This is a genomic window from Mesorhizobium sp. M0340 (assembly GCF_040321535.1).
Lineage (GTDB): Bacteria > Pseudomonadota > Alphaproteobacteria > Rhizobiales > Rhizobiaceae > Mesorhizobium.
On record NZ_JAMYRR010000028.1, the window covers coordinates 1 to 17,412 of the forward strand.

At 65.2% G+C, this 17,412-nt stretch carries 17 protein-coding genes; 6 read left to right on the forward strand and 11 right to left on the reverse strand.

All coding sequences use genetic code 11. The features are described 5' to 3' along the window. Nucleotides 1-165: 165 nt before the first annotated feature. The 3 genes from hisG to hisS all read right to left on the reverse strand — a co-directional run bounded on the left by hisG (nucleotide 166) and on the right by hisS (nucleotide 3,726). Nucleotides 166-867, reverse strand: coding sequence for an ATP phosphoribosyltransferase (hisG, locus tag NKI79_RS28030; protein ID WP_352806137.1), 702 nt, complete (start codon nucleotides 865-867; stop codon nucleotides 166-168). Beyond that, on the reverse strand, nucleotides 864-1,985 hold the full coding sequence (locus NKI79_RS28035) for an ATP phosphoribosyltransferase regulatory subunit (protein ID WP_352806140.1): 1,122 nt from the start codon (nucleotides 1,983-1,985) through the stop codon (nucleotides 864-866). The genes hisG and NKI79_RS28035 overlap by 4 nt, the downstream gene beginning before the upstream one ends. Nucleotides 1,986-2,163: 178 nt before the next feature. Beyond that, the gene (gene hisS / locus NKI79_RS28040) at nucleotides 2,164-3,726 is read right to left on the reverse strand and encodes a histidine--tRNA ligase (RefSeq protein WP_352806143.1); all 1,563 of its coding nucleotides are present in this window, start codon (nucleotides 3,724-3,726) and stop codon (nucleotides 2,164-2,166) included. Between the two features lie 228 nt (nucleotides 3,727-3,954). Between hisS and NKI79_RS28045 the strand changes: the two genes are divergently transcribed. After that, complete coding sequence (locus NKI79_RS28045; RefSeq protein ID WP_352702099.1) at nucleotides 3,955-4,209, forward strand: hypothetical protein; 255 nt, start codon at nucleotides 3,955-3,957, stop codon at nucleotides 4,207-4,209. A 4-nt stretch (nucleotides 4,210-4,213) separates the two neighbouring features. On the opposite strand, the gene NKI79_RS28050 is transcribed toward NKI79_RS28045, so the two are convergent. Beyond that, nucleotides 4,214-4,849 carry a DNA-3-methyladenine glycosylase I gene (locus tag NKI79_RS28050; RefSeq protein ID WP_352806146.1) on the reverse strand — a complete coding sequence of 212 codons (636 nt, stop codon included), beginning with the start codon at nucleotides 4,847-4,849 and terminating at the stop codon, nucleotides 4,214-4,216. 222 nt (nucleotides 4,850-5,071) lie between these two features. Here NKI79_RS28050 and NKI79_RS28055 point away from each other — a divergent pair, with 222 nt between their 5' ends. Together NKI79_RS28055 and NKI79_RS28060 are read left to right on the forward strand one after the other, a co-directional pair. Further along, nucleotides 5,072-5,806 carry a L,D-transpeptidase gene (locus NKI79_RS28055; RefSeq protein WP_352806149.1) on the forward strand — a complete coding sequence of 245 codons (735 nt, stop codon included), beginning with the start codon at nucleotides 5,072-5,074 and terminating at the stop codon, nucleotides 5,804-5,806. Between the two features lie 268 nt (nucleotides 5,807-6,074). Beyond that, nucleotides 6,075-6,995: a bifunctional 5,10-methylenetetrahydrofolate dehydrogenase/5,10-methenyltetrahydrofolate cyclohydrolase gene (locus tag NKI79_RS28060; RefSeq protein WP_352506893.1), complete on the forward strand. Its 921-nt coding sequence runs from the start codon at nucleotides 6,075-6,077 to the stop codon at nucleotides 6,993-6,995. A 12-nt stretch (nucleotides 6,996-7,007) separates the two neighbouring features. On the opposite strand, the gene glcF is transcribed toward NKI79_RS28060, so the two are convergent. From glcF to NKI79_RS28085, 5 genes are all read right to left on the reverse strand, one after another. Further along, a complete protein-coding gene (gene glcF, locus NKI79_RS28065; protein ID WP_352806151.1) occupies nucleotides 7,008-8,339 on the reverse strand; it encodes a glycolate oxidase subunit GlcF in 1,332 nt (443 codons plus the stop codon). Between the two features lie 68 nt (nucleotides 8,340-8,407). Next, nucleotides 8,408-8,791 carry a DUF4870 family protein gene (locus tag NKI79_RS28070; protein WP_352806154.1) on the reverse strand — a complete coding sequence of 128 codons (384 nt, stop codon included), beginning with the start codon at nucleotides 8,789-8,791 and terminating at the stop codon, nucleotides 8,408-8,410. Continuing rightward, nucleotides 8,788-10,044, reverse strand: coding sequence for an FAD-binding protein (locus tag NKI79_RS28075; protein ID WP_352806156.1), 1,257 nt, complete (start codon nucleotides 10,042-10,044; stop codon nucleotides 8,788-8,790). The genes NKI79_RS28070 and NKI79_RS28075 overlap by 4 nt, the downstream gene beginning before the upstream one ends. Before the next feature lie 222 nt (nucleotides 10,045-10,266). Continuing rightward, nucleotides 10,267-11,763, reverse strand: coding sequence for an FAD-linked oxidase C-terminal domain-containing protein (locus tag NKI79_RS28080; protein ID WP_352806159.1), 1,497 nt, complete (start codon nucleotides 11,761-11,763; stop codon nucleotides 10,267-10,269). A 137-nt stretch (nucleotides 11,764-11,900) separates the two neighbouring features. Further along, entirely contained in the window at nucleotides 11,901-13,235 is a 1,335-nt protein-coding gene (locus NKI79_RS28085; RefSeq protein WP_352806162.1) for a DUF3422 family protein, read from the reverse strand. A gap of 210 nt (nucleotides 13,236-13,445) precedes the next feature. On the opposite strand from NKI79_RS28085, the gene NKI79_RS28090 reads away from it, so the two are divergent. From NKI79_RS28090 to NKI79_RS28100, 3 genes are read left to right on the forward strand one after another with little or no spacing between them, the layout of a single operon-like run. Continuing rightward, on the forward strand, nucleotides 13,446-14,249 hold the full coding sequence (locus NKI79_RS28090; RefSeq protein ID WP_352806165.1) for a FadR/GntR family transcriptional regulator: 804 nt from the start codon (nucleotides 13,446-13,448) through the stop codon (nucleotides 14,247-14,249). 55 nt (nucleotides 14,250-14,304) lie between these two features. Beyond that, entirely contained in the window at nucleotides 14,305-15,441 is a 1,137-nt protein-coding gene (locus NKI79_RS28095) for an alpha-hydroxy acid oxidase (protein ID WP_254819311.1), read from the forward strand. Nucleotides 15,442-15,479: 38 nt separating this feature from the next. Further along, nucleotides 15,480-16,250: a metallophosphoesterase gene (locus NKI79_RS28100; RefSeq protein WP_352806232.1), complete on the forward strand. Its 771-nt coding sequence runs from the start codon at nucleotides 15,480-15,482 to the stop codon at nucleotides 16,248-16,250. 28 nt (nucleotides 16,251-16,278) lie between these two features. Here the strand turns inward: NKI79_RS28100 and NKI79_RS28105 are convergent, their stop codons facing one another. Both NKI79_RS28105 and NKI79_RS28110 read right to left on the reverse strand, forming a co-directional pair. After that, the gene (locus tag NKI79_RS28105) at nucleotides 16,279-16,410 is read right to left on the reverse strand and encodes a hypothetical protein (protein WP_280952144.1); all 132 of its coding nucleotides are present in this window, start codon (nucleotides 16,408-16,410) and stop codon (nucleotides 16,279-16,281) included. A gap of 296 nt (nucleotides 16,411-16,706) precedes the next feature. After that, nucleotides 16,707-17,405 carry a type 1 glutamine amidotransferase gene (locus tag NKI79_RS28110; protein WP_352806167.1) on the reverse strand — a complete coding sequence of 233 codons (699 nt, stop codon included), beginning with the start codon at nucleotides 17,403-17,405 and terminating at the stop codon, nucleotides 16,707-16,709. Nucleotides 17,406-17,412: the final 7 nt, after the last annotated feature.

The following is a 17,412-nucleotide window of genomic DNA, read 5'->3' on the forward strand; positions in this document are numbered from 1 at the left end:
CCCTGCCCCCCCCCCCCGGGGGGGGGCCCGGCCCGCCCGGGCCGCGGCCCCCGCCGCGCGTGGAGCTCCAGCCTGTTCTGTCCGTCAGGAGAGTCGCGTCAAGACGTACCGACCCCCTCTGTCGCCTTCGGCGACATCTCCCCCTCAAGGGGGAGATCGGCGGCGTCAGCCTGTCTCCACCGCCGCCATCCTGCCCGCAATATCGCGCAACACGGCCTCGTCCGCCGCCGCCCGCGCCTTCCGCGACGCGACGAGGCAGGCCTGCGAGCGCAGGATGAGCCCGTCGGCCAGCACCTTGAGATGGTTGGCGCGCAGCGTCGAGCCTGATGTGGTGATGTCGACGACGATATCGGCCAATCCGGCCGCCGGCGCGCCTTCGGTGGCGCCCAGGCTTTCGACGATGCGATAGACCTGGATGCCGTGCTTTTGCGAAAAGAACTGCTGGGTCAGCCGCCAGTATTTGGTGGCGATCCTGAGCCGCCGGCCATGGCGCTGGCGGAAGTCGGCGGCGACGTCGTCGAGATCGGCCATCGTGTCGACATCGAGCCAGATGTCGGGCACGGCGACAACGACATCGGCATTGCCGAAACCGAGGCGGGCGATGATTTCGGCGCGCGCCTCGCAATCGGCAAGGTTTTCGCGCAGCAGATCCTCGCCGGTGATGCCGAGATCGACCGAGCCCTGGCCGATTTCGCTTGATATCTCTGAGGCGGACAGGAACGCTATTTCGACGCCGTCCATGCCATCGATACGGGCGCGGTATTTGCGCTCGTCGCCGGGCAGGCTGACGGCAAGCCCGGCCTTGGCCAGCACCTCCAGCGCCTGCTCCTTGAGCCGGCCCTTCGACGGCAGCGCCAACGTGATCATGGCGCCTTCTCCCGCAGCGCCTCGATGCGGTCGAGCCAGACGGAAAAACCGACGCCGGGGATCGGCGTTTTTGCGCCGAGCAGCGTCAACAGCCGGTCGTAGCGGCCACCACCGGCGAGCGGCCGGTCGCCATCCTGCGCCGCGATCTCGAAGACCAGGCCGGTGTAGTAATCGAGCGGGCGGCCGAAGGCAGCGTCGTAGCGGATTTCAGACATCGGCAGGCCGAGGCTTGCGATGGCCGCGGCGCGGGCGGCAAAATTCTCCAGCGCGGCGCCCAGCGAAAGGCCGGCATCGGCGGCAAAGCTTTCGAGCGCCCCGGCGGCGCTGTCGAGCGGCACGTCGATCGCCAGAAACCCCTTCAGCGCCGCAAATGCCTCGTTCGACAGCCGCACGCTGCGCAATTCGGCCTTCTCGACCAGGCGCCGCGCGATTTCGGAGGGCGAACGCCCGGCCGTTGCCGACAGGCCGGCCTCTTCCATGCCGCCGGCGATATGCGCCGAAAGAGCGTCCAGATCGCCATCAAGGACAAGGGCGGCGACCGCGCCGGCGAGCTGGCTGTTGCGCGGCGGATTGGCGAGGTCGGCAAGGGCTGCCTCCAGCATCGCCGCCGAGCCGAAGGCGCGCGCCAGCCGCATGCGCCAGCCGCGCGGCAGGCCAAGTGCTGCCAGCACCGCCTCGAAAATGGTCTGGTCGCCGAGCGTGACCACCAGCTCGCGGCCGGGCAGCACCAACGAGAGCAGCGCATGCGCATCGGCCAGCGAGCGGGCGTCGGCGGCGGCCATGTCGCGGTCGCCGAGGTCCTCGATACCGGCCTGGAAGAATTCGTTGCCGCCCTCGCGGCGCTGGCGAAACACCTCGCCGAGATAGGAATAGCGGCGCGGCGTGCCGGCCTGGCTGGCAATGTGGTCGAGGCAGACCGGAATGGTGAATTCCGGCCTCAGGCAAAGCGTCTGCCCGGTCTCGCTTTCGGTGAGAAAGATGCGTCGGCGCAAATCCTCGCCGGCCATGTCGAGGAACGGGTCGGCCGGCTGCAGCACGGCGACTTCGACCGCATGGGTGTTGCGCGCGGCGAAGAGCGTCGCGATGTCGGATGCGACGGCGGGGTAGCGGGAGGTCATTGATCGGTTGGGCGCGAGGCACCCCCCTCTGTCCTGCCGGACATCTCCCCCGCAAGGGGGGAGATCGGCAGCTTGGGCCCCGGCACCTTTTCTCCAACGCCGGAGATTGGCGAAAGCAGGCGCGACATCCAATCTCCCCCCTTGCGGGGGAGATGGCCGGCAGGCCAGAGGGGGGTGTTCACGCGCCACCCTTCGCGCGGTCAGCCGCCTGCGCCGCAAGTATCTTCTTCACTTCGGCAACCAGTTCACTCTCCGCCACCGTCACCTGCGCCGGCCGTGCGGCGCGCCATTCGGCGTTATCGGCGATCTCGGCCGACATCCGTGCGCCTTCGATCAGGTCCTTGATCTGCACCTCGCCCTTGGCGCGCTCGTCGCCGCCCTGGATGACAGCGACGGGGCTGCCGCGGCGATCGGCGTATTTCAGCTGCGCCTTCATGCCGGCGCCGCCGAGATACATTTCCGAGCGGATGCCGGCGGCGCGCAGCTCGGCCACCATCTTCTGGTAGCGGCTGAGGCTTTCCGTATCCTTGTCCATGGTCAGCACGACGACCGGCGCGATGACATCGGAAGTATCGAGCTTGCCCAGGTTCTTCAGCGCCGTCATCAGCCGTGAGACGCCGATGGAAAAACCTGTCGCCGGCACCGGCTCGCCACGGAAGCGCGAGACGAGACCGTCATAACGGCCGCCGCCGCCGACCGAACCGAAGCGCACGATCTGGCCGTCCTCATTGGGGATTTCGGCCAGCAGCTCGGCCTCGTAGACCGGGCCGGTGTAATATTCGAGGCCACGCACGACGGAGGGGTCGATGCGAATGCGATCCTCACCGTAGCCGCTTTGTGCGACCATGGTTCTTATCTGCTCCAACTCTGCAAGACCCTCAACAAACGAGGCGTTCGTGATGCCCAGATGTTCGAGTTTCCTTTCCTCGAAAAGATTGCTGACACCGGGGTTGATGGATCCCAGTGTCTGGACAATTTTTTCGGGATCATGCTGCGCCATGACTGTGAAATAGCTGATGACAACGTCGATTTGCGTATTGTCCAGCCCGGCGCCCTTGGTGAAATCACCGCTCTCGTCCTTGCGCCCGGCGCCCAAAAGCAGGCGCACGCCCTCGACGCCGAGCTTGTCCAGCTTGTCGATCGCCCGCAGCACCGTCAACCGGCGCCCGGCATTTTCGTCACCGCCGAGGCCGATCGCCTCCAGCACGCCGTCGAGCACTTTTCGGTTGTTGACACGGATGACGTAGTCGCCGCGCTTGATGCCCAGCGCCTCCATCACGTCCGCCATCATCATCGCCATCTCGGCATCGGCCGCAACGCCCGGGGTGCCCACAGTATCGGCGTCGAACTGCATGAACTGGCGGAAGCGGCCGGGACCGGGCTTCTCGTTGCGGAACACCCAGCCGGAGCGATAGCTGCGATAGGGTTTCGGCAGGCGCTCGTAATTCTCGGCGACGAAGCGCGCCATCGGCGCGGTCAGGTCGTAGCGCAGCGACAGCCACTGGTCGTCGTCGTCCTGGAACGAGAAAACGCCCTCGTTCGGCCGGTCCTGGTCGGGCAGGAACTTTCCAAGCGCATCGGTGTATTCGATGAGCGGCTGGTCGACCGGCTCGAAACCGTAGAGCTCGAAGACCGAGCGGATCGTCGCCATCATCTTCTCGACGGCGCGCAGGTCGGCGGCGCCGCGGTCGACAAAGCCGCGCGGCAGCCGCGCTTTCATCTTTTCGGATTTGTCGGCCATGGGATGGGTACTCGGTGTTTCGTGGCGTTCCGGGGATCGGCTAAATAACCGATTTCCACGGCGCCGGTGTCCTAACCGATGCAGCCGGGAGCGGCAAGGGTTTGCGCTTCTCCTTCCCCCTTGTGGGAGAAGGCAAGAAAAAGAAGCTGAAACAATTGCGCCACGCGCGCGGCATCGTGCCGACACAATCCGGGCCGATAAGCGCGCCGAAACAACGGGTTCGGGGCCATGGCCACGCTACAGAAGTTCGACATCATCGATAGCGGCGCACGCGACGCCTCGGTCCGGCTGCGGCCGGCCGACAATCATGCGCCGAAGGCGACGAAGCAAATCGCAGGGCCGTTCGAGATCGCGGCGCAACAGCGCAACGGGCCGACCATGCGCGACGTGCTGATAACCGGCCTGCTGGTGATCTATCCCGTGTTCGCCGCGCTGGCGGCCATCCTCGCCGGGTTTTTCCTCGCCGGCGCCGGCGGCGCCTGAGCCGCTATTTCGGCCGCTTGAAGGCTTTCCGCTCCGCCTCGACCGGCTCGCGGCAGACGCAGCCCTCGAGATGGTCGTTGACCAGCCCCATCGCCTGCATGAAGGCGTAGACGGTGGTCGGGCCGACAAAGCTCCAGCCGCGCTTCTTCAGCTCCTTCGAAATGCGCACCGAGACGGCCGTCGTCGGGTTGGCGCGCAGATGGGCGAGATCGACGATCTCGGGCCGCTCGTCGGGGCCGGGCTCGAACTTCCAGAACCATGCCGCCAGCGAGCCGGCCTCGTCGATGAGCTCGCGGGCGCGTTTGGCGTTGTTGATGGTCGACACGATCTTGCCGCGATGGCGGATGATGCCGGCATTGCCGAGCAGGCGCTCGACATCGGCGTCGGTGAAGGCGGCGATCTTGTCGACATCGAAGCCGGCCAAGGCCTCGCGAAAATTGTCGCGCTTGCGCAAAATAGTCAGCCAGGACAGGCCCGACTGAAAACCTTCGAGGCAGATCTTCTCGAACAGCCGGCGGTCGTCGGCGACCGGCCGGCCCCATTCGTGGTCGTGGTAGTGCAGGTAATCCGGCAGGTTGCCATGCCAGAAGCAGCGGGCGATGCCGTCGGGACCGGCAAGCAGACCTGTCTTTTCGTCCATGGAGGAATTCCGTTCTTGTCCTGGCGTTAACGCGTTTTGACGCGGCCTTTACCGCGGCTTTACCAGATTCCTGAACCGGGCGGTAACCACACCAAAAGCTTTACTGACAGATCGGCATTTTACGCATTCCGATTCATGTTTCGGTTGCCGCTTCGCGCCCAATGTCGGCGAAATCGGGGAGGCTTTGCACCCCGGCATGTTCGACGATCAAGGTGCGTTGCGATGAAGATATTCTTGTTCCCACTGTTCGGCGCCGCGGCCGTGCTTGCCGCCGGTACCGCGAATGCCAACGACCGCTATGCCGAGAGGCCGCCGGTGGTGGTCAGCCCCGACCTTTCGGCGCCCTGGGTGCTGCAGCTCGGCCATGCGCCGGGCATCGTGCGGCAGAGCCGGCAAGAGGCGCAGCCGCAACGGCGCTACCAGCGCCAGGCCGAACCGGATCAGCTGCGCACCGCTGCGGTGCAGGCACCGGCCAAGCGCATGGTGATGCGGCCGCAGATCGACCCGATCTATCTGCCGCAGGAAGTCGCCTATGACGGCCCGCAGAAGCCGGGCACGATCGTCATCGATACGCGAGAGAATTTCCTCTATCTGGTCGAGAAGAACGGCAAGGCGCGGCGTTATGGCGTCGGCACCGGCAAGCCGGGCTTCGAATGGTCCGGCACCCACAAGATCACCAACAAGCGCGTCTGGCCGGACTGGCGGCCGCCGGCGGTGATGATCGCCCGCGAGGCCGCCAAGGGCCGTTATCTGCCGACCTATCTCGCCGGCGGCATGGAAAACCCGCTCGGCGCACGCGCGCTCTATCTCGGCTCGACCGAGTACCGTATCCACGGCACCAATCAGCCCTGGACGATCGGCGGCGCGGTGTCGTCGGGCTGCATCCGCATGCGCAACGAGGACGTGGTCGACCTTTACGAGCGGGTCAATGTTGGCACGACGGTTGTAGTGATGTAATCTGCGGTTGACCTCACCGATGATTCTGCTCAGAAGCCTCGGGAGTATTGAATAACGGGGGACGGGCCGTGTGGGGATGCGGCCAGTCACGAAAGGGCAGCGCGGCAAGCCGTGCTGCCCTTTTTGTTTCCGCCAACGCCAGCAAGAATTGACGGGAAGATTTCGCCGGCACGTCGCGCGACGGGCATGGCGGTTCGTTTTTCGCACTGCCTTTTCGCGGTTGCTTTGCTATGTGGCGGCTAAAGTTCCAGACAAAGGCCCTATCTCGATGACCCTCTCCGACGACAGCCGCTATCTCCGAGGCGGCCCGGTTGCCCAACGCATCATCGCCGGCGTGCGCGAGGACGCGGCGATCGCCACCGCCGAAGGCTTTCCGCCCAAGCTGGTGTCGATCACCGTCGGCGACACAGCGGCGGTCGACGTCTATGTCCGAAACCAGCGCGCCAAGGCGGGGCTTGCCGGCATCGGCTTCGAGGAAAGGCGCTTTCGCGCCGACATCACTGCCGGCGAACTCGAAGCGGCGATCCACGGCCTCAACGCCGACCCGCGCGTCACCGGCATCATCATCCAGCGACCGGTGCCGGTGCACATCCCGATAAAGACGCTGCAGGCGGCGGTGCATCCGCTCAAGGACGTCGAAGGCATGCATCCGGCCTCGATCGGCAACATCGTCTACAACCAGCTCGATCTGGCGCCCTGCACGGCGGCTGCCTCGGTCGAACTGCTCAAGGAAACCGGCCTCGACCTGAAGGGGCTCGAAGTGGTGGTCGTCGGCCATTCCGAGATCGTCGGCAAGCCGATCGCTTTCCTTTTGATGAGCGAAGGCGCGACGGTGACGGTCTGCCATCACATGACGCGCTCGGTGGCGGCACACGCACGCCGCGCCGACGCGCTGTTCGTCGCCGTCGGCAAGCCGCGGCTGATCAAGGCCGACATGGTCAAGCCGGGTGCGGCCGTCATCGATATCGGCATCAATTCGGAGATCGGGCCGGACGGCGAGAGCCGCATCGTCGGCGACGTCGATGCCGAGAGCGTCAGGCATGTCGCGTCGTGGATCACGCCGGTGCCGGGCGGCGTCGGCCCGATCACCGTGGCGATCCTGCTGCGCAACACCATGGTGGCGCTCAGTCGCCAGCGCGCACGCTACCAGGCAACCTACGGCACGGCGGACAGGCTGGCGGCCGAGTAGACGACTGGCGGATCACTCGGCCGCGATAGCCGCCCTCTCTTCGCGAACGCCTTCGGGCTTCGGCCCACCATAGGCCCAGTCGAGCAGCTTTATCGTATGGACCACCGGCAGCTTCGCGGCAGAGGCGATCTGGGTGATGCAGCCGATATTGCCGGTGGCGACGATGTCAGCGCCGGTCGCCTCGATATTCCTGACCTTGCGGTCGCGCAGCGTCGCCGAAATGCCGGGCTGCAGGATGTTGTAGGTGCCGGCAGAACCGCAGCACAAATGCCCTTCGCGCGGCTCGCGCACGACAAAGCCGGCACGGACCAGAAGCTCCTTCGGCTGGCGGGTGATCTTCTGGCCGTGCTGCATCGAGCAGGCCGAGTGATAGGCGACGACGGTGCCCGGCTTAACCACCGGCTCGGGCAGGTCGAGGCTTGCCAGATATTCGGTGATGTCCTTGGCCAGCGCCGAGACGCGCGCCGCCTTGCCGGCATAGGCCGGATCGAGGCGCATCATGAAGCCGTAATCCTTGATGGTGGTGCCACAACCTGACGCGGTGATGACGATGGCATCGAGCCCGCCTTGCTCGATGGCGCGCGTCCAGGCATCGACATTCTGCCTGGCCGACGCCAGGGCAGCCGCCTCGCGGCCCATGTGATGCACCAGCGCGCCGCAGCAGCCTTCCCCTTCGGGTACGACGACCTCGACACCGAGTCTGGTCAGCAGCGAGATCGTCGTGTCGTTGATGCCGGGATCGAGCACGGATTGCGCGCAGCCGGTGAGGATGGCGACGCGGCCATTTTTCTTCGGGCCCTGCCCCGCATGGACGCCCGGCGAGGCCATCGGCGAGACTGCCGGGACCGACGCGGGTGCGAGCTTGAGCATGGCGCCCAGAGGCCTCAAGGCCTGGATTTTCTCAAACAGGCCGGCGAATGGCTGGCAGAGCTTCGCCAGCTTGAGCGCCGCGCGGAAACGCGAGGGATAGGGCAACACGAACGCCAGCATGGCGCGGGTCAGACGATCGGCCAGAGGACGCTTGTAGGTCTGCTCGATGTGGGCGCGGGCGTGATCGACCAGATGCATGTAGTTGACGCCCGACGGGCAGGTGGTCATGCAGGCGAGGCAGGACAGGCAGCGGTCGATATGGGTGACGATCTCCTTGTCGGCCGGCCGGCCATTTTCCAGCATGTCCTTGATCAGGTAAATCCGGCCGCGCGGCGAATCCAGCTCGTTGCCGAGCGTCACATAGGTCGGGCAGGTGGCCGTGCAGAAGCCGCAATGCACGCATTTGCGCAGGATCTTCTCCGATTCCGCGACATGCGGATCGGCGAGCTGGGCAGCTGAGAAATTGGTCTGCACGTAAACAAATCCTTACCGTTTGAGCATGATCTTTTCCCAAAACCGGTACCCACTTTTGGGGATCACGCTCATAATCCTAGAAACCAGCTTTCCGGGTTCTTGACCGCTTCGCCGCGCTGCAGCGCCTGCAGGCCGAGAATGCAGCGGGCGATGAACCAGACGGCGACGGCGAAAATCAGCACGACACCGATGACCACGATCATCAGCAGCGCCGAGATCAGCGCATAGAGCAGGCCGATCCAGAAGGTGCGGATCAGGAATGTGTAATGGCTCTCGACGAAGCCGCCGGCCTTGCCGCGGTTGATATAGGCCAGGACGATACCGACAATGCCGCTGACGCCGATGACAAGGCCGGCGAGATAGAGGATGTAGATGACCAGCGCATTGGTCGGACCGGGCTCCAGCCAGCGGTCGGTCTGGCGTGACGTACCGTTTTGGCCTGGATCGCTCATTGGGCTCCTCCCTCGGTTGCCGGGGCGAGAGTAGCAGAGCCTGCGCCCGGCGCCATACGGCCGGGATTGAGGATATTCTTCGGGTCGAATTCAGCCTTCAGCCGCGCCGACAGTGCTGCCAGTTGCGGCGCTTGCGGTTCGAACACGGGAACGGCAGCGCGGTGCGAGGGGGTTGCGCGCACCAGCGTCGCATGGCCGCCACCATGTCTTCTGATGAGGCCGCGCAACAGGCCGGCCTCGGGATCGTCCTGCTGCATGTGCAGCCAGATCAGCCCGCCCTGCCAATCGTAGAAGGCATCGACCGCGGCCTGCATGCGCAGCGCCAGTACCATCTGGTGGCCCTGTGACGGCGCCATCGAGACGCGCCACACAGGCCTTTCGCCGCCATCGGCGAACGGCGCGCAGTCGCGGATGTCGCGCCAGACCGAATACGAGACCGAACCGGAAATCTCCTGCAGCGGCCCAGCGTCTTTCAGCAGGTCTTTCAGCGCGGCAATGCGGTAGGCGACCGACGGGCCGAAGCCCTCGATGCGCAGCAGCGTCGCCGCATCGCTGCCGAGACTGCCGCTGGCCACCCTAGCTGCGACCCGTTCGGGAAGATGGGCAGCGCTCGACACCTCCGCGCTGGAACCAAGCGCCAGCGCCATGGCGGCGACGGCATGATCGTCGAGCAGGCCGCGAATGGCGAGCGTGACTTCGGTCTCGGCGGCAGGCAGCACCTTGAAGGTGACGTCGGTGAACACCGCCAGCGTGCCCCAGCTGTTGGCCATCAGCTTGGACAGATCATAGCCGGTGACGTTCTTGACCACGCGGCCGCCGGACTTGAAGGCCTCGCCGCGCCCGGAAACGGCAGATATGCCGAGAATGTGGTCGCGCGCAGCACCGGCCTTCAGCCGGCGCGGCCCGGAAAGGTTCGCGGCAAGCACACCGCCGATGGTGCCTCGTCCCGGCTTGCCGCCGAGCAGCGGGCCGTAATCCATCGGTTCGAAGGCCAGTTGCTGGCCGTTTTCGGCAAGCAGGCTTTCGATCTCTGCCAGCGGCGTGCCGGCCTTCGCCGACAGCACCAGCTCGGCCGGCTCATAGAGCGTGACGCCGGAGAGTTTCGACAGGTCGAGCGTATGCTCGCTCTGCTGCGGCCGGCCGATGCCGCGCTTGGAGCCGTGGCCGAGGATTTCGAGCGGCGAGTCTTCCGCTGCGGCCCAGGCGATGGTGGAGAGGGTTTCCGCTGATGTGGTCGGGGTGAAGGTGGTCATGCGGCAGAACCACCAGTCGTAAATGACGAGAGGCCGCGATCCTTCCCACCCCCCTCTGTCCTGCCGGACATCTCCCCCGCAAGGGGGGAGATCGGATGTCGCTTAGGCTTTCGCCAACCATCAACGCTTGAAGGCGAGCAGGACGTTGAAGCAGCCAATCTCCCTCCTTGCGGGGGAGATGTCCGGCAGGACAGAGGGGGGTGTCCAAGCGCCAACATACCCTCAAAACCTCGGAATGTCCGGAAACGCCACTTGCCCGCGATGCACGTGCATCCGCCCGAGTTCGGCGCATCGCCTCAGCTGCGGAAACACCTTGCCCGGGTTGAGCAGATGGTTGGGGTCGAACGCGCATTTGACGCGCATCTGCTGGTCGAGGTCGATCTGGTTGAACATTTCCGGCATCAGGTCGCGCTTCTCGACGCCGACCCCGTGCTCGCCGGTCAGCACGCCGCCGACCTTGACGCAGAGCCGCAATATGTCGGCGCCGAAACTCTCCGCCTTCTCGAGTTCGCCCGGCACGTTGGCGTCATAGAGGATGAGCGGGTGCAGATTGCCGTCGCCCGCGTGGAAGACATTGGCGACGCCGAGCCCGTATTTCTCCGACAGTTCGCGCATGCCGGCGAGCACGCGCGGCAGTTCCTTGCGCGGTATCGTGCCGTCCATGCAGTAATAGTCGGGCGAGATCCGGCCGACCGCCGGGAAAGCCGCCTTGCGGCCGGCCCAGAAACTCAGCCGCTCCTGCTCCGATTGCGAAATGCGGCATGTGGTCGAGCCGTTCCTATAGGCGATTGCTTCGACCAGGCCGATCAGGTGATCGACCTCGACACCCGGCCCGTCCAGTTCGACGATCAGCAGCGCCTCGACATCTCGGGGATAGCCGGCATGGACGAAATCCTCGGCGGCGTGGATGGCCGGACGGTCCATCATCTCCATGCCGCCCGGGATGATGCCGGCGCCGATGATGTCGGCGACGCATTGGCCGGCCTGCTCGCTGGTCGGGAAGCCGATCAGCAGGGCACGCGCCGTCTCCGGCTTCTTCAGGATGCGCACGGTGACCTCGGTGACGACGCCGAGCAGTCCTTCGGAGCCGGTCATAACGCCGAGCAGGTCGTAGCCTTCCGCGTCGAGATGGCTGCCGCCGAGGCGCACCACCTCGCCATTCATCAGCACCATCTCGATGCCGAGCACATTGTTGGCGGTTAGGCCGTATTTCAGGCAGTGCACGCCGCCGGAATTTTCCGCGACATTGCCGCCGATCGAGCAGGCGATCTGGGAGGATGGATCGGGCGCGTAATAGAAGCCCTCCTGCTCGACGGCGGTGGTGATGCCGAGATTGGTGACGCCGGGCTGGGCGACGACGACGCGGTTCTGAAAATCGATCTCGAGAATCCGGTTGAAGCGGCTCATGACCAGCAGCACCGCGTCCTGGAGCGGCAGCGCGCCGCCGGACAGCGAGGTGCCGGAACCGCGCGGCACAACGCGGATGTTGCGATCGCTGCAATATTTCAATACGCGCGACACCTGCGCCACGGTCTGCGGCAGCACCACGACGAGCGGCAATTGCCGGTAGGCGGTGAGCCCGTCGCTCTCGAAGGCGCGCATGGCATTGGCGGCGTCGACGACGCCCTCGCCCGGCACGATGATGCGCATATCGGCGACGATCTCGTCGCGCCGGCGCATCGTGGTGCCGTCTGGTTTCGGCATGGCAAGGCCGGACATCGACAGCCTCCTTCAGATCGACTGGTAAAAATCTTTTACCAGCGACGGTGGTCGGTTGCAAATGCCGTGTTGGCCGAGTTGGGAGGCCTATGGCCGGGACAGCCTTCCGCAGCGGCAATGTGCCGCTCCGCCCTTCACTATTCGCCGGGCTGCTTGCCTGGTTCGGAGTGCATGCGGCGGACGCGGCGCACGCCCCACCAGACGAGCACGACGGCGAGCGGCACCGAGGCGGCGGTGACCATTTCCGGCGCAAAGGCATGGCCGAAGATCGAGGCGCCCTTGGCGACGTAGCCGATGAGGCCGACGACATAGTAGGAGACAGCGGCGACCGAGAGGCCCTCCACCGTCTGCTGCAGCCGCAATTGCAGGCGGGCACGATTGTTCATCGATGCCAAGAGATCGCGGTTCTGCTTTTCGACCTCGACGTCGACCCAGGTGCGCAGCAGCGTGGTAGCACGGGTGAGCTTCGTCGACAGGTTGGCCTGACGCTCCTCGACCGAACGGCAGGTACGCATCGCCGGCGCCATGCGGCGCTGCAGAAAACCGCCCCAGGTGTCGTAGCCGGGCACCGCCTCTTCGTCGAGCGCTTCCAGCCGTTCGCGGACGATGCCATCATAGGCGCGGCTGGCGCCGAAGCGGTAGAGGCTGGAGGCGGCATCGGCCTCCAGCTCGGCAGCCAGTTCGGTCAAGTCGGCAAGTAGCGTCTGGCTGTCGCGGGTCTCGGCGACCTTCATTTCCAGCGTGGTCTGAGCCAGCCTGTCTTCGATGCGGCGGGCGCGACCGGACAGCGTCAGCGCCAGCGGCAACCCGAGCATGGCCAGCGTGCGGTAGGTCTCGATGTCGATCAGCCGCTGTGACAGTGCCCCGGTGCGCGCCGGGGTCAGGCCGCGGTCGAGCATCAGCATGCGGGTCAAGCCGTCGCCATCCTGGCGGAAATCGGTGATGATGGCCGCGTTGCCGCGCTCGACCAGCGAGTAGCACAGGCTGGTCGGGTCGAAGCCGGCGATCAGCCTCTCGCTCGCCGGCGTCCATTTGCGGATTTCCAGCCTGATGCCGGAAATCACCGTTCCCGGCGGCGAAAACCCGTTGCCGAAGGGTGTGTCTTCTTGCCCTCTGCCGTTGTCGGCGAGCGGTCCTTCCCAGAGGTAGGTCGAGAACTCCGTGTGCCGTTCCCAGCGCAGCGAGCCCTTGCCCCATTTCATCGCGTGATGGCGGGCGTGGGGGTCGGGCGCGGCGATGCCGAGGCGTCGCGACAATTCGGAAAGTACGGCCTGATCGACGCCGGATCCAGCTTCGGTCATGAAGGAAAGCTGCACCAGCACGCGCGGCTTTTCGACCAGCGGATGCGGCCGGGCGTGGACCTCGCCGAGCGCGCCCGGCCGACCTTCATGCGCCGGAAAGCCCATGACGCTGCCAACCACGGCTTTGGCGCGCAGCTGGAATTCGAGGTTGGACGGGTCGGCGTCTGGCACGGCTGGTCCCCCGGGCTTCCCTGAGCCCTTTGGCAATGAGGTCCCTCTAGAGGCAATCGCCAGAGGACGCAAACGCCCAATTTAGCTGAAGATGATATGGCGCCGCGGCTTCGAAATCGACCCGGCCCCGGCGAATTGGATAAATAATTTGACCAGTTGGCGACGCTGGCTTTATCTTGCGCGACTTCGGTTCAACCCCCAGGACCCCGTTTGAGCGACATTTTCTCCCGGATCGAGCATTCGCGCACCGCCGACGAGGTGGTGCAGCAGATCGAGAGCCTGATCCTCGAAGGCGTGCTGCGCACCGGCGACCGGCTGCCGGGCGAGCGCGAGCTGGCGCGCCAGTTCGAGGTGTCGCGGCCGATCCTGCGCGATGCCTTGAAAGCCTTGGAAGGGCGCGGGCTGTTGACGACACGGCCAGGCGGCGGCACCCATGTCGCCGATGTCATCGGCCAGCTGTTCACCAAGCCGGTGACCGACCTGATCTCGATGCATCGCAAGGCGGTGACGGACTATCTGGAGTACCGCCGCGAGATCGAGGCGGTGGCTGCGGAATATGCGGCGCGGCGTGCCACATCTGACGATCTGGCGCTGCTCGACCGCATCATGGCGCGCATGGACGAGGCGCACCGGACCGCCAATTTCGACGACGAGGCGGAAATCGACATCGAGTTCCATCACGCGATCTGCGAATGCGCGCACAACATCATCCTGCTGCACACGCTGCGCTCCTGTTATCGCCTGCTGTCGGAAGGCGTGTTCCAGAACCGGCGGCTGGTGTTCAACGTGCCGGGCGCGCGCGAGGCGCTGCTTTCGCAGCACCGGGCAATCTATGCAGCGGTCAAGGCCGGCGATCCGGCTGCGGCGCGGCAGGCGGCGATGGACCACATCTCCTACGTCGAACGATCGATGGCCGAGGCCGAGCGCAGCGGCGACTGGCAGCGCGTGTCGCGGCTGAGGCTCAGGCAACGCTCCGAGCCCGGTGACGGTGAGGCGGCGAGAAAACCGTCGTAGGCCCCGCCCAGAAAATCCAACGACGAACCAGCGAAGAACCAGCGGAAAAAGATCCATGAGCAGCATTCTCACCATCGCCGACCTCAAGGACCTGGCGCGCCGCCGCGTGCCGAAGATGTTCTTCGACTACGCCGATTCCGGCGCCTGGACCGAAAGCACCTACCGCGCCAACGAAGAGGATTTCCAGAAGATCAAGTTCCGCCAGCGCGTGCTTGTCGACATGGACAACCGCTCGCTGGAATCGACCATGATCGGCGAGAAAGTGACGATGCCGGTGGCGCTGGCGCCGACCGGCATGACCGGCATGCAGCACCCGGACGGCGAGATGCTGGCCGCGCAGGCGGCGGAGGAATTCGGTGTGCCGTTCACGCTGTCGACAATGAGCATCTGCTCGATCGAGGATGTCGCGTCGGTGACCAGGAAGCCGTTCTGGTTCCAGCTCTATGTGCTGCGCGACAAGGACTTCGTCTTCGATTTGATCGACCGCGCAAAAGCGGCGAAATGTTCGGCACTGGTGCTGACGCTCGACCTGCAGATCCTTGGTCAGCGCCACAAGGATATTCGCAACGGGCTTTCGGCGCCGCCGCGGATGACGCCGAAGCACATCTGGCAGATGGCGACAAGGCCGCGCTGGTGCGTCGGCATGGCCGGCACCAAGCGCCGGAGCTTCCGCAACATCGTCGGCCATGCCAAGGGCGTCGGCGACCTCGCCTCGCTGTCGTCGTGGACGAAGGAGCAGTTCGATCCGCATCTGTCGTGGAAGGACGTCGCCTGGATCAAGGAGCGCTGGGGCGGCAAGCTGATCCTGAAAGGCATACTCGACAAGGAAGACGCGCTGATGGCGGCCAGGACGGGCGCCGACGCGATCATCGTTTCCAACCATGGCGGCCGCCAGCTCGACGGCGCCTCGTCGTCGATCATGGCGCTGGAAGAGATCGCCGACGCCGTCGGCGACACGATCGAGGTGCACATGGACGGCGGCATCCGTTCCGGCCAGGACGTGCTCAAAGCATTGTGCCTCGGCGCCAAGGGCACCTATATCGGACGGCCTTTCCTGTACGGCCTCGGCGCACTCGGCAAGGAAGGGGTTACCAAGGCGCTGGAAATCATCCGCAAGGAGATGGACATAACGCTGGCACTGTGCGGAAAGCGTCTGGTCACCGACATGGGCAAGGATCAGCTCCGGCGCTAAAGTCCCGTGACGGCATGACCACGGAGGCGACGCAGGCATTGACGGAGCCCGGCATCAATTTTTTCGAAGCGCGCGGACCGGAAGGTATGCGCCTCTATGCGATCGGCGATGTGCACGGTCGGCTTGACCTGCTGACCGCCATGCACCGCCGGATCGAGAGCGAGTTGGAGAGGAAGCCCATTGCCGATTGGCGCGTGATCCATCTCGGCGACTATGTCGACCGGGGTCCGGACTCCAAAGGCGTCATCGATTTCCTGATCGACGCGCAAAAACGCGATCCACGTCACCTGATGCTGGCCGGAAATCATGATCTCGGCTTCCTCGATTTTCTCGATGTCCCCGACCCGGACGGCCTGTTCATGCGCTATGGCGGCATCCAGACGGCGCTATCCTATGGAGTGTCGCTCGGTGGCAGCAGCGCCTGGTTTGGCCGCGCCGATGCGGCATTGCGGCAAGGGCACGCCGCGCTGGTCGAGGCGGTGCCGCAGAACCATGTCGAGTTCCTGCGCTCTCTGGCCTTTTCAGTGACATTCGGCGACTTCTTCTTCTGTCATGCCGGCATCCGGCCCGGCATTGCGCTGGAAAGCCAGAGCCCGCAGGACCTGATCTGGATCCGCGAGGTCTTCCACGACCACACCGGCCTCCATCCCAAGATCGTGGTGCACGGCCATACGCCGGTGGCCAAGCCCGAGATCACCGGCAACCGCGTCAATGTCGACACCCTCGCCTGGCACTCGGGAAACCTCACCGCGCTCGTCGTGGACGGCGCGGAGAAACGGATCCTGACGGTGACGGGTGAGCGGGCGTAGGTAAGGCGCGAGGTTATGTGCAGAGGGTCTAGCGAAGCGCGGCGGTGACGCCGTAGCCGTCGACGGCATTGTGGTTGTTGGCCGCGTCGGCGGAATAAATGCCGAGGCCGCACAAGACGATGGCCGACAACATGGCAAAGGACAAAAAGGCTGCTTTCACGGACGTCATCTCTTGTTGAGCTTTCTGCATCTATGCACGAGCGGGTTACCAATGCGTTGAAACGCGAAATACGTCGCAAATGTCTGACGGTTTCGCGCTTCTAGGCATGTTCTGTATCGGCGGTGTGTCGCGCGGGTCACAGGAAAGGTTCATCGCGGTTGCACGCAAGATGCAGAGCGGGCGCCTTTTAGGCTGGCGGACTGACACAGGCCAAGGATGAAACGCGTTATCCCCGGCGGATTTGCCGCCGCGTGCCAAATATGCAACGTCGCCAAATACGTTGGCTGTATGAGCCGTCAGATGGTCGCCACCCAGGCGCGGGCGATGGCCAGGCCGGCGGCATCGGCTTGCGGTCCGTTGCGGGCCATTTCATCGTCGAGCCGGCCCGCCCATTCAGGATGCCGCTCGGCGATCAGCGGTGCGAAAGATGTGCTCCAGTCGCGCACCATCGGACTGTCGGCCTCGAAATGGAACTGGAAGCCGTAGATGGCGCGGCCGATGCGGAACGCCTGGTTCTCGGCGACGGCATTGCCGGCCAGCCGCACGGCAGTCTCGGGCAAGACAAAGGTGTCGTCGTGCCATTGGAAGATCGGGAATTTTTCGGGCAAGGCGGCGAGCACCGGATCGGCCTGCGCCGCCGCGGTGAGCGCGACCTCGTGCCAGCCGAACTCCGAGGCACCGCCTATCTGGTTCTCGCCGCCAAAGGCGCGCGCGACCAACTGGCTGCCAAGGCAGATGCCGAGCACCGCGCGATCCCTGTCGGCAAAGTTGCGCGTCAGATCGAGCAGGCCCGAGAAATACGGGCAGAGCTCGTCGTCGAGCGCATTCTGGGCGCCGCCGAGCACCACCATGGCGTCATGCCAGCCGCTATCTTGCGGCAGCGCGTCGCCGCGATACGGCCGGCGCAGGTCGATATCGGCCCCCGCCTCGACAAGCGCCGCGCCGATCTGGCCAAGGCCCTCATTGTCGAAGTTCTGGACGACCAAGACCCGCATCGAAACC

Coding starts and splice junctions, on each gene's coding strand:
- NKI79_RS28095 (WP_254819311.1), top strand. CDS start 14,305: ATGAGCAGCATTCTCACCATCGCCGACCTCAAGGACCTGGCGCGCCGC.
- NKI79_RS28110 (WP_352806167.1), bottom strand. CDS start 17,405: ATGCGGGTCTTGGTCGTCCAGAACTTCGACAATGAGGGCCTTGGCCAG.
- NKI79_RS28045 (WP_352702099.1), top strand. CDS start 3,955: ATGGCCACGCTACAGAAGTTCGACATCATCGATAGCGGCGCACGCGAC.
- hisG (WP_352806137.1), bottom strand. CDS start 867: ATGATCACGTTGGCGCTGCCGTCGAAGGGCCGGCTCAAGGAGCAGGCG.
- NKI79_RS28075 (WP_352806156.1), bottom strand. CDS start 10,044: ATGACCACCTTCACCCCGACCACATCAGCGGAAACCCTCTCCACCATC.
- NKI79_RS28055 (WP_352806149.1), top strand. CDS start 5,072: ATGAAGATATTCTTGTTCCCACTGTTCGGCGCCGCGGCCGTGCTTGCC.
- hisS (WP_352806143.1), bottom strand. CDS start 3,726: ATGGCCGACAAATCCGAAAAGATGAAAGCGCGGCTGCCGCGCGGCTTT.
- NKI79_RS28035 (WP_352806140.1), bottom strand. CDS start 1,985: ATGACCTCCCGCTACCCCGCCGTCGCATCCGACATCGCGACGCTCTTC.
- NKI79_RS28070 (WP_352806154.1), bottom strand. CDS start 8,791: ATGAGCGATCCAGGCCAAAACGGTACGTCACGCCAGACCGACCGCTGG.
- NKI79_RS28050 (WP_352806146.1), bottom strand. CDS start 4,849: ATGGACGAAAAGACAGGTCTGCTTGCCGGTCCCGACGGCATCGCCCGC.
- NKI79_RS28080 (WP_352806159.1), bottom strand. CDS start 11,763: ATGTCCGGCCTTGCCATGCCGAAACCAGACGGCACCACGATGCGCCGG.
- NKI79_RS28060 (WP_352506893.1), top strand. CDS start 6,075: ATGACCCTCTCCGACGACAGCCGCTATCTCCGAGGCGGCCCGGTTGCC.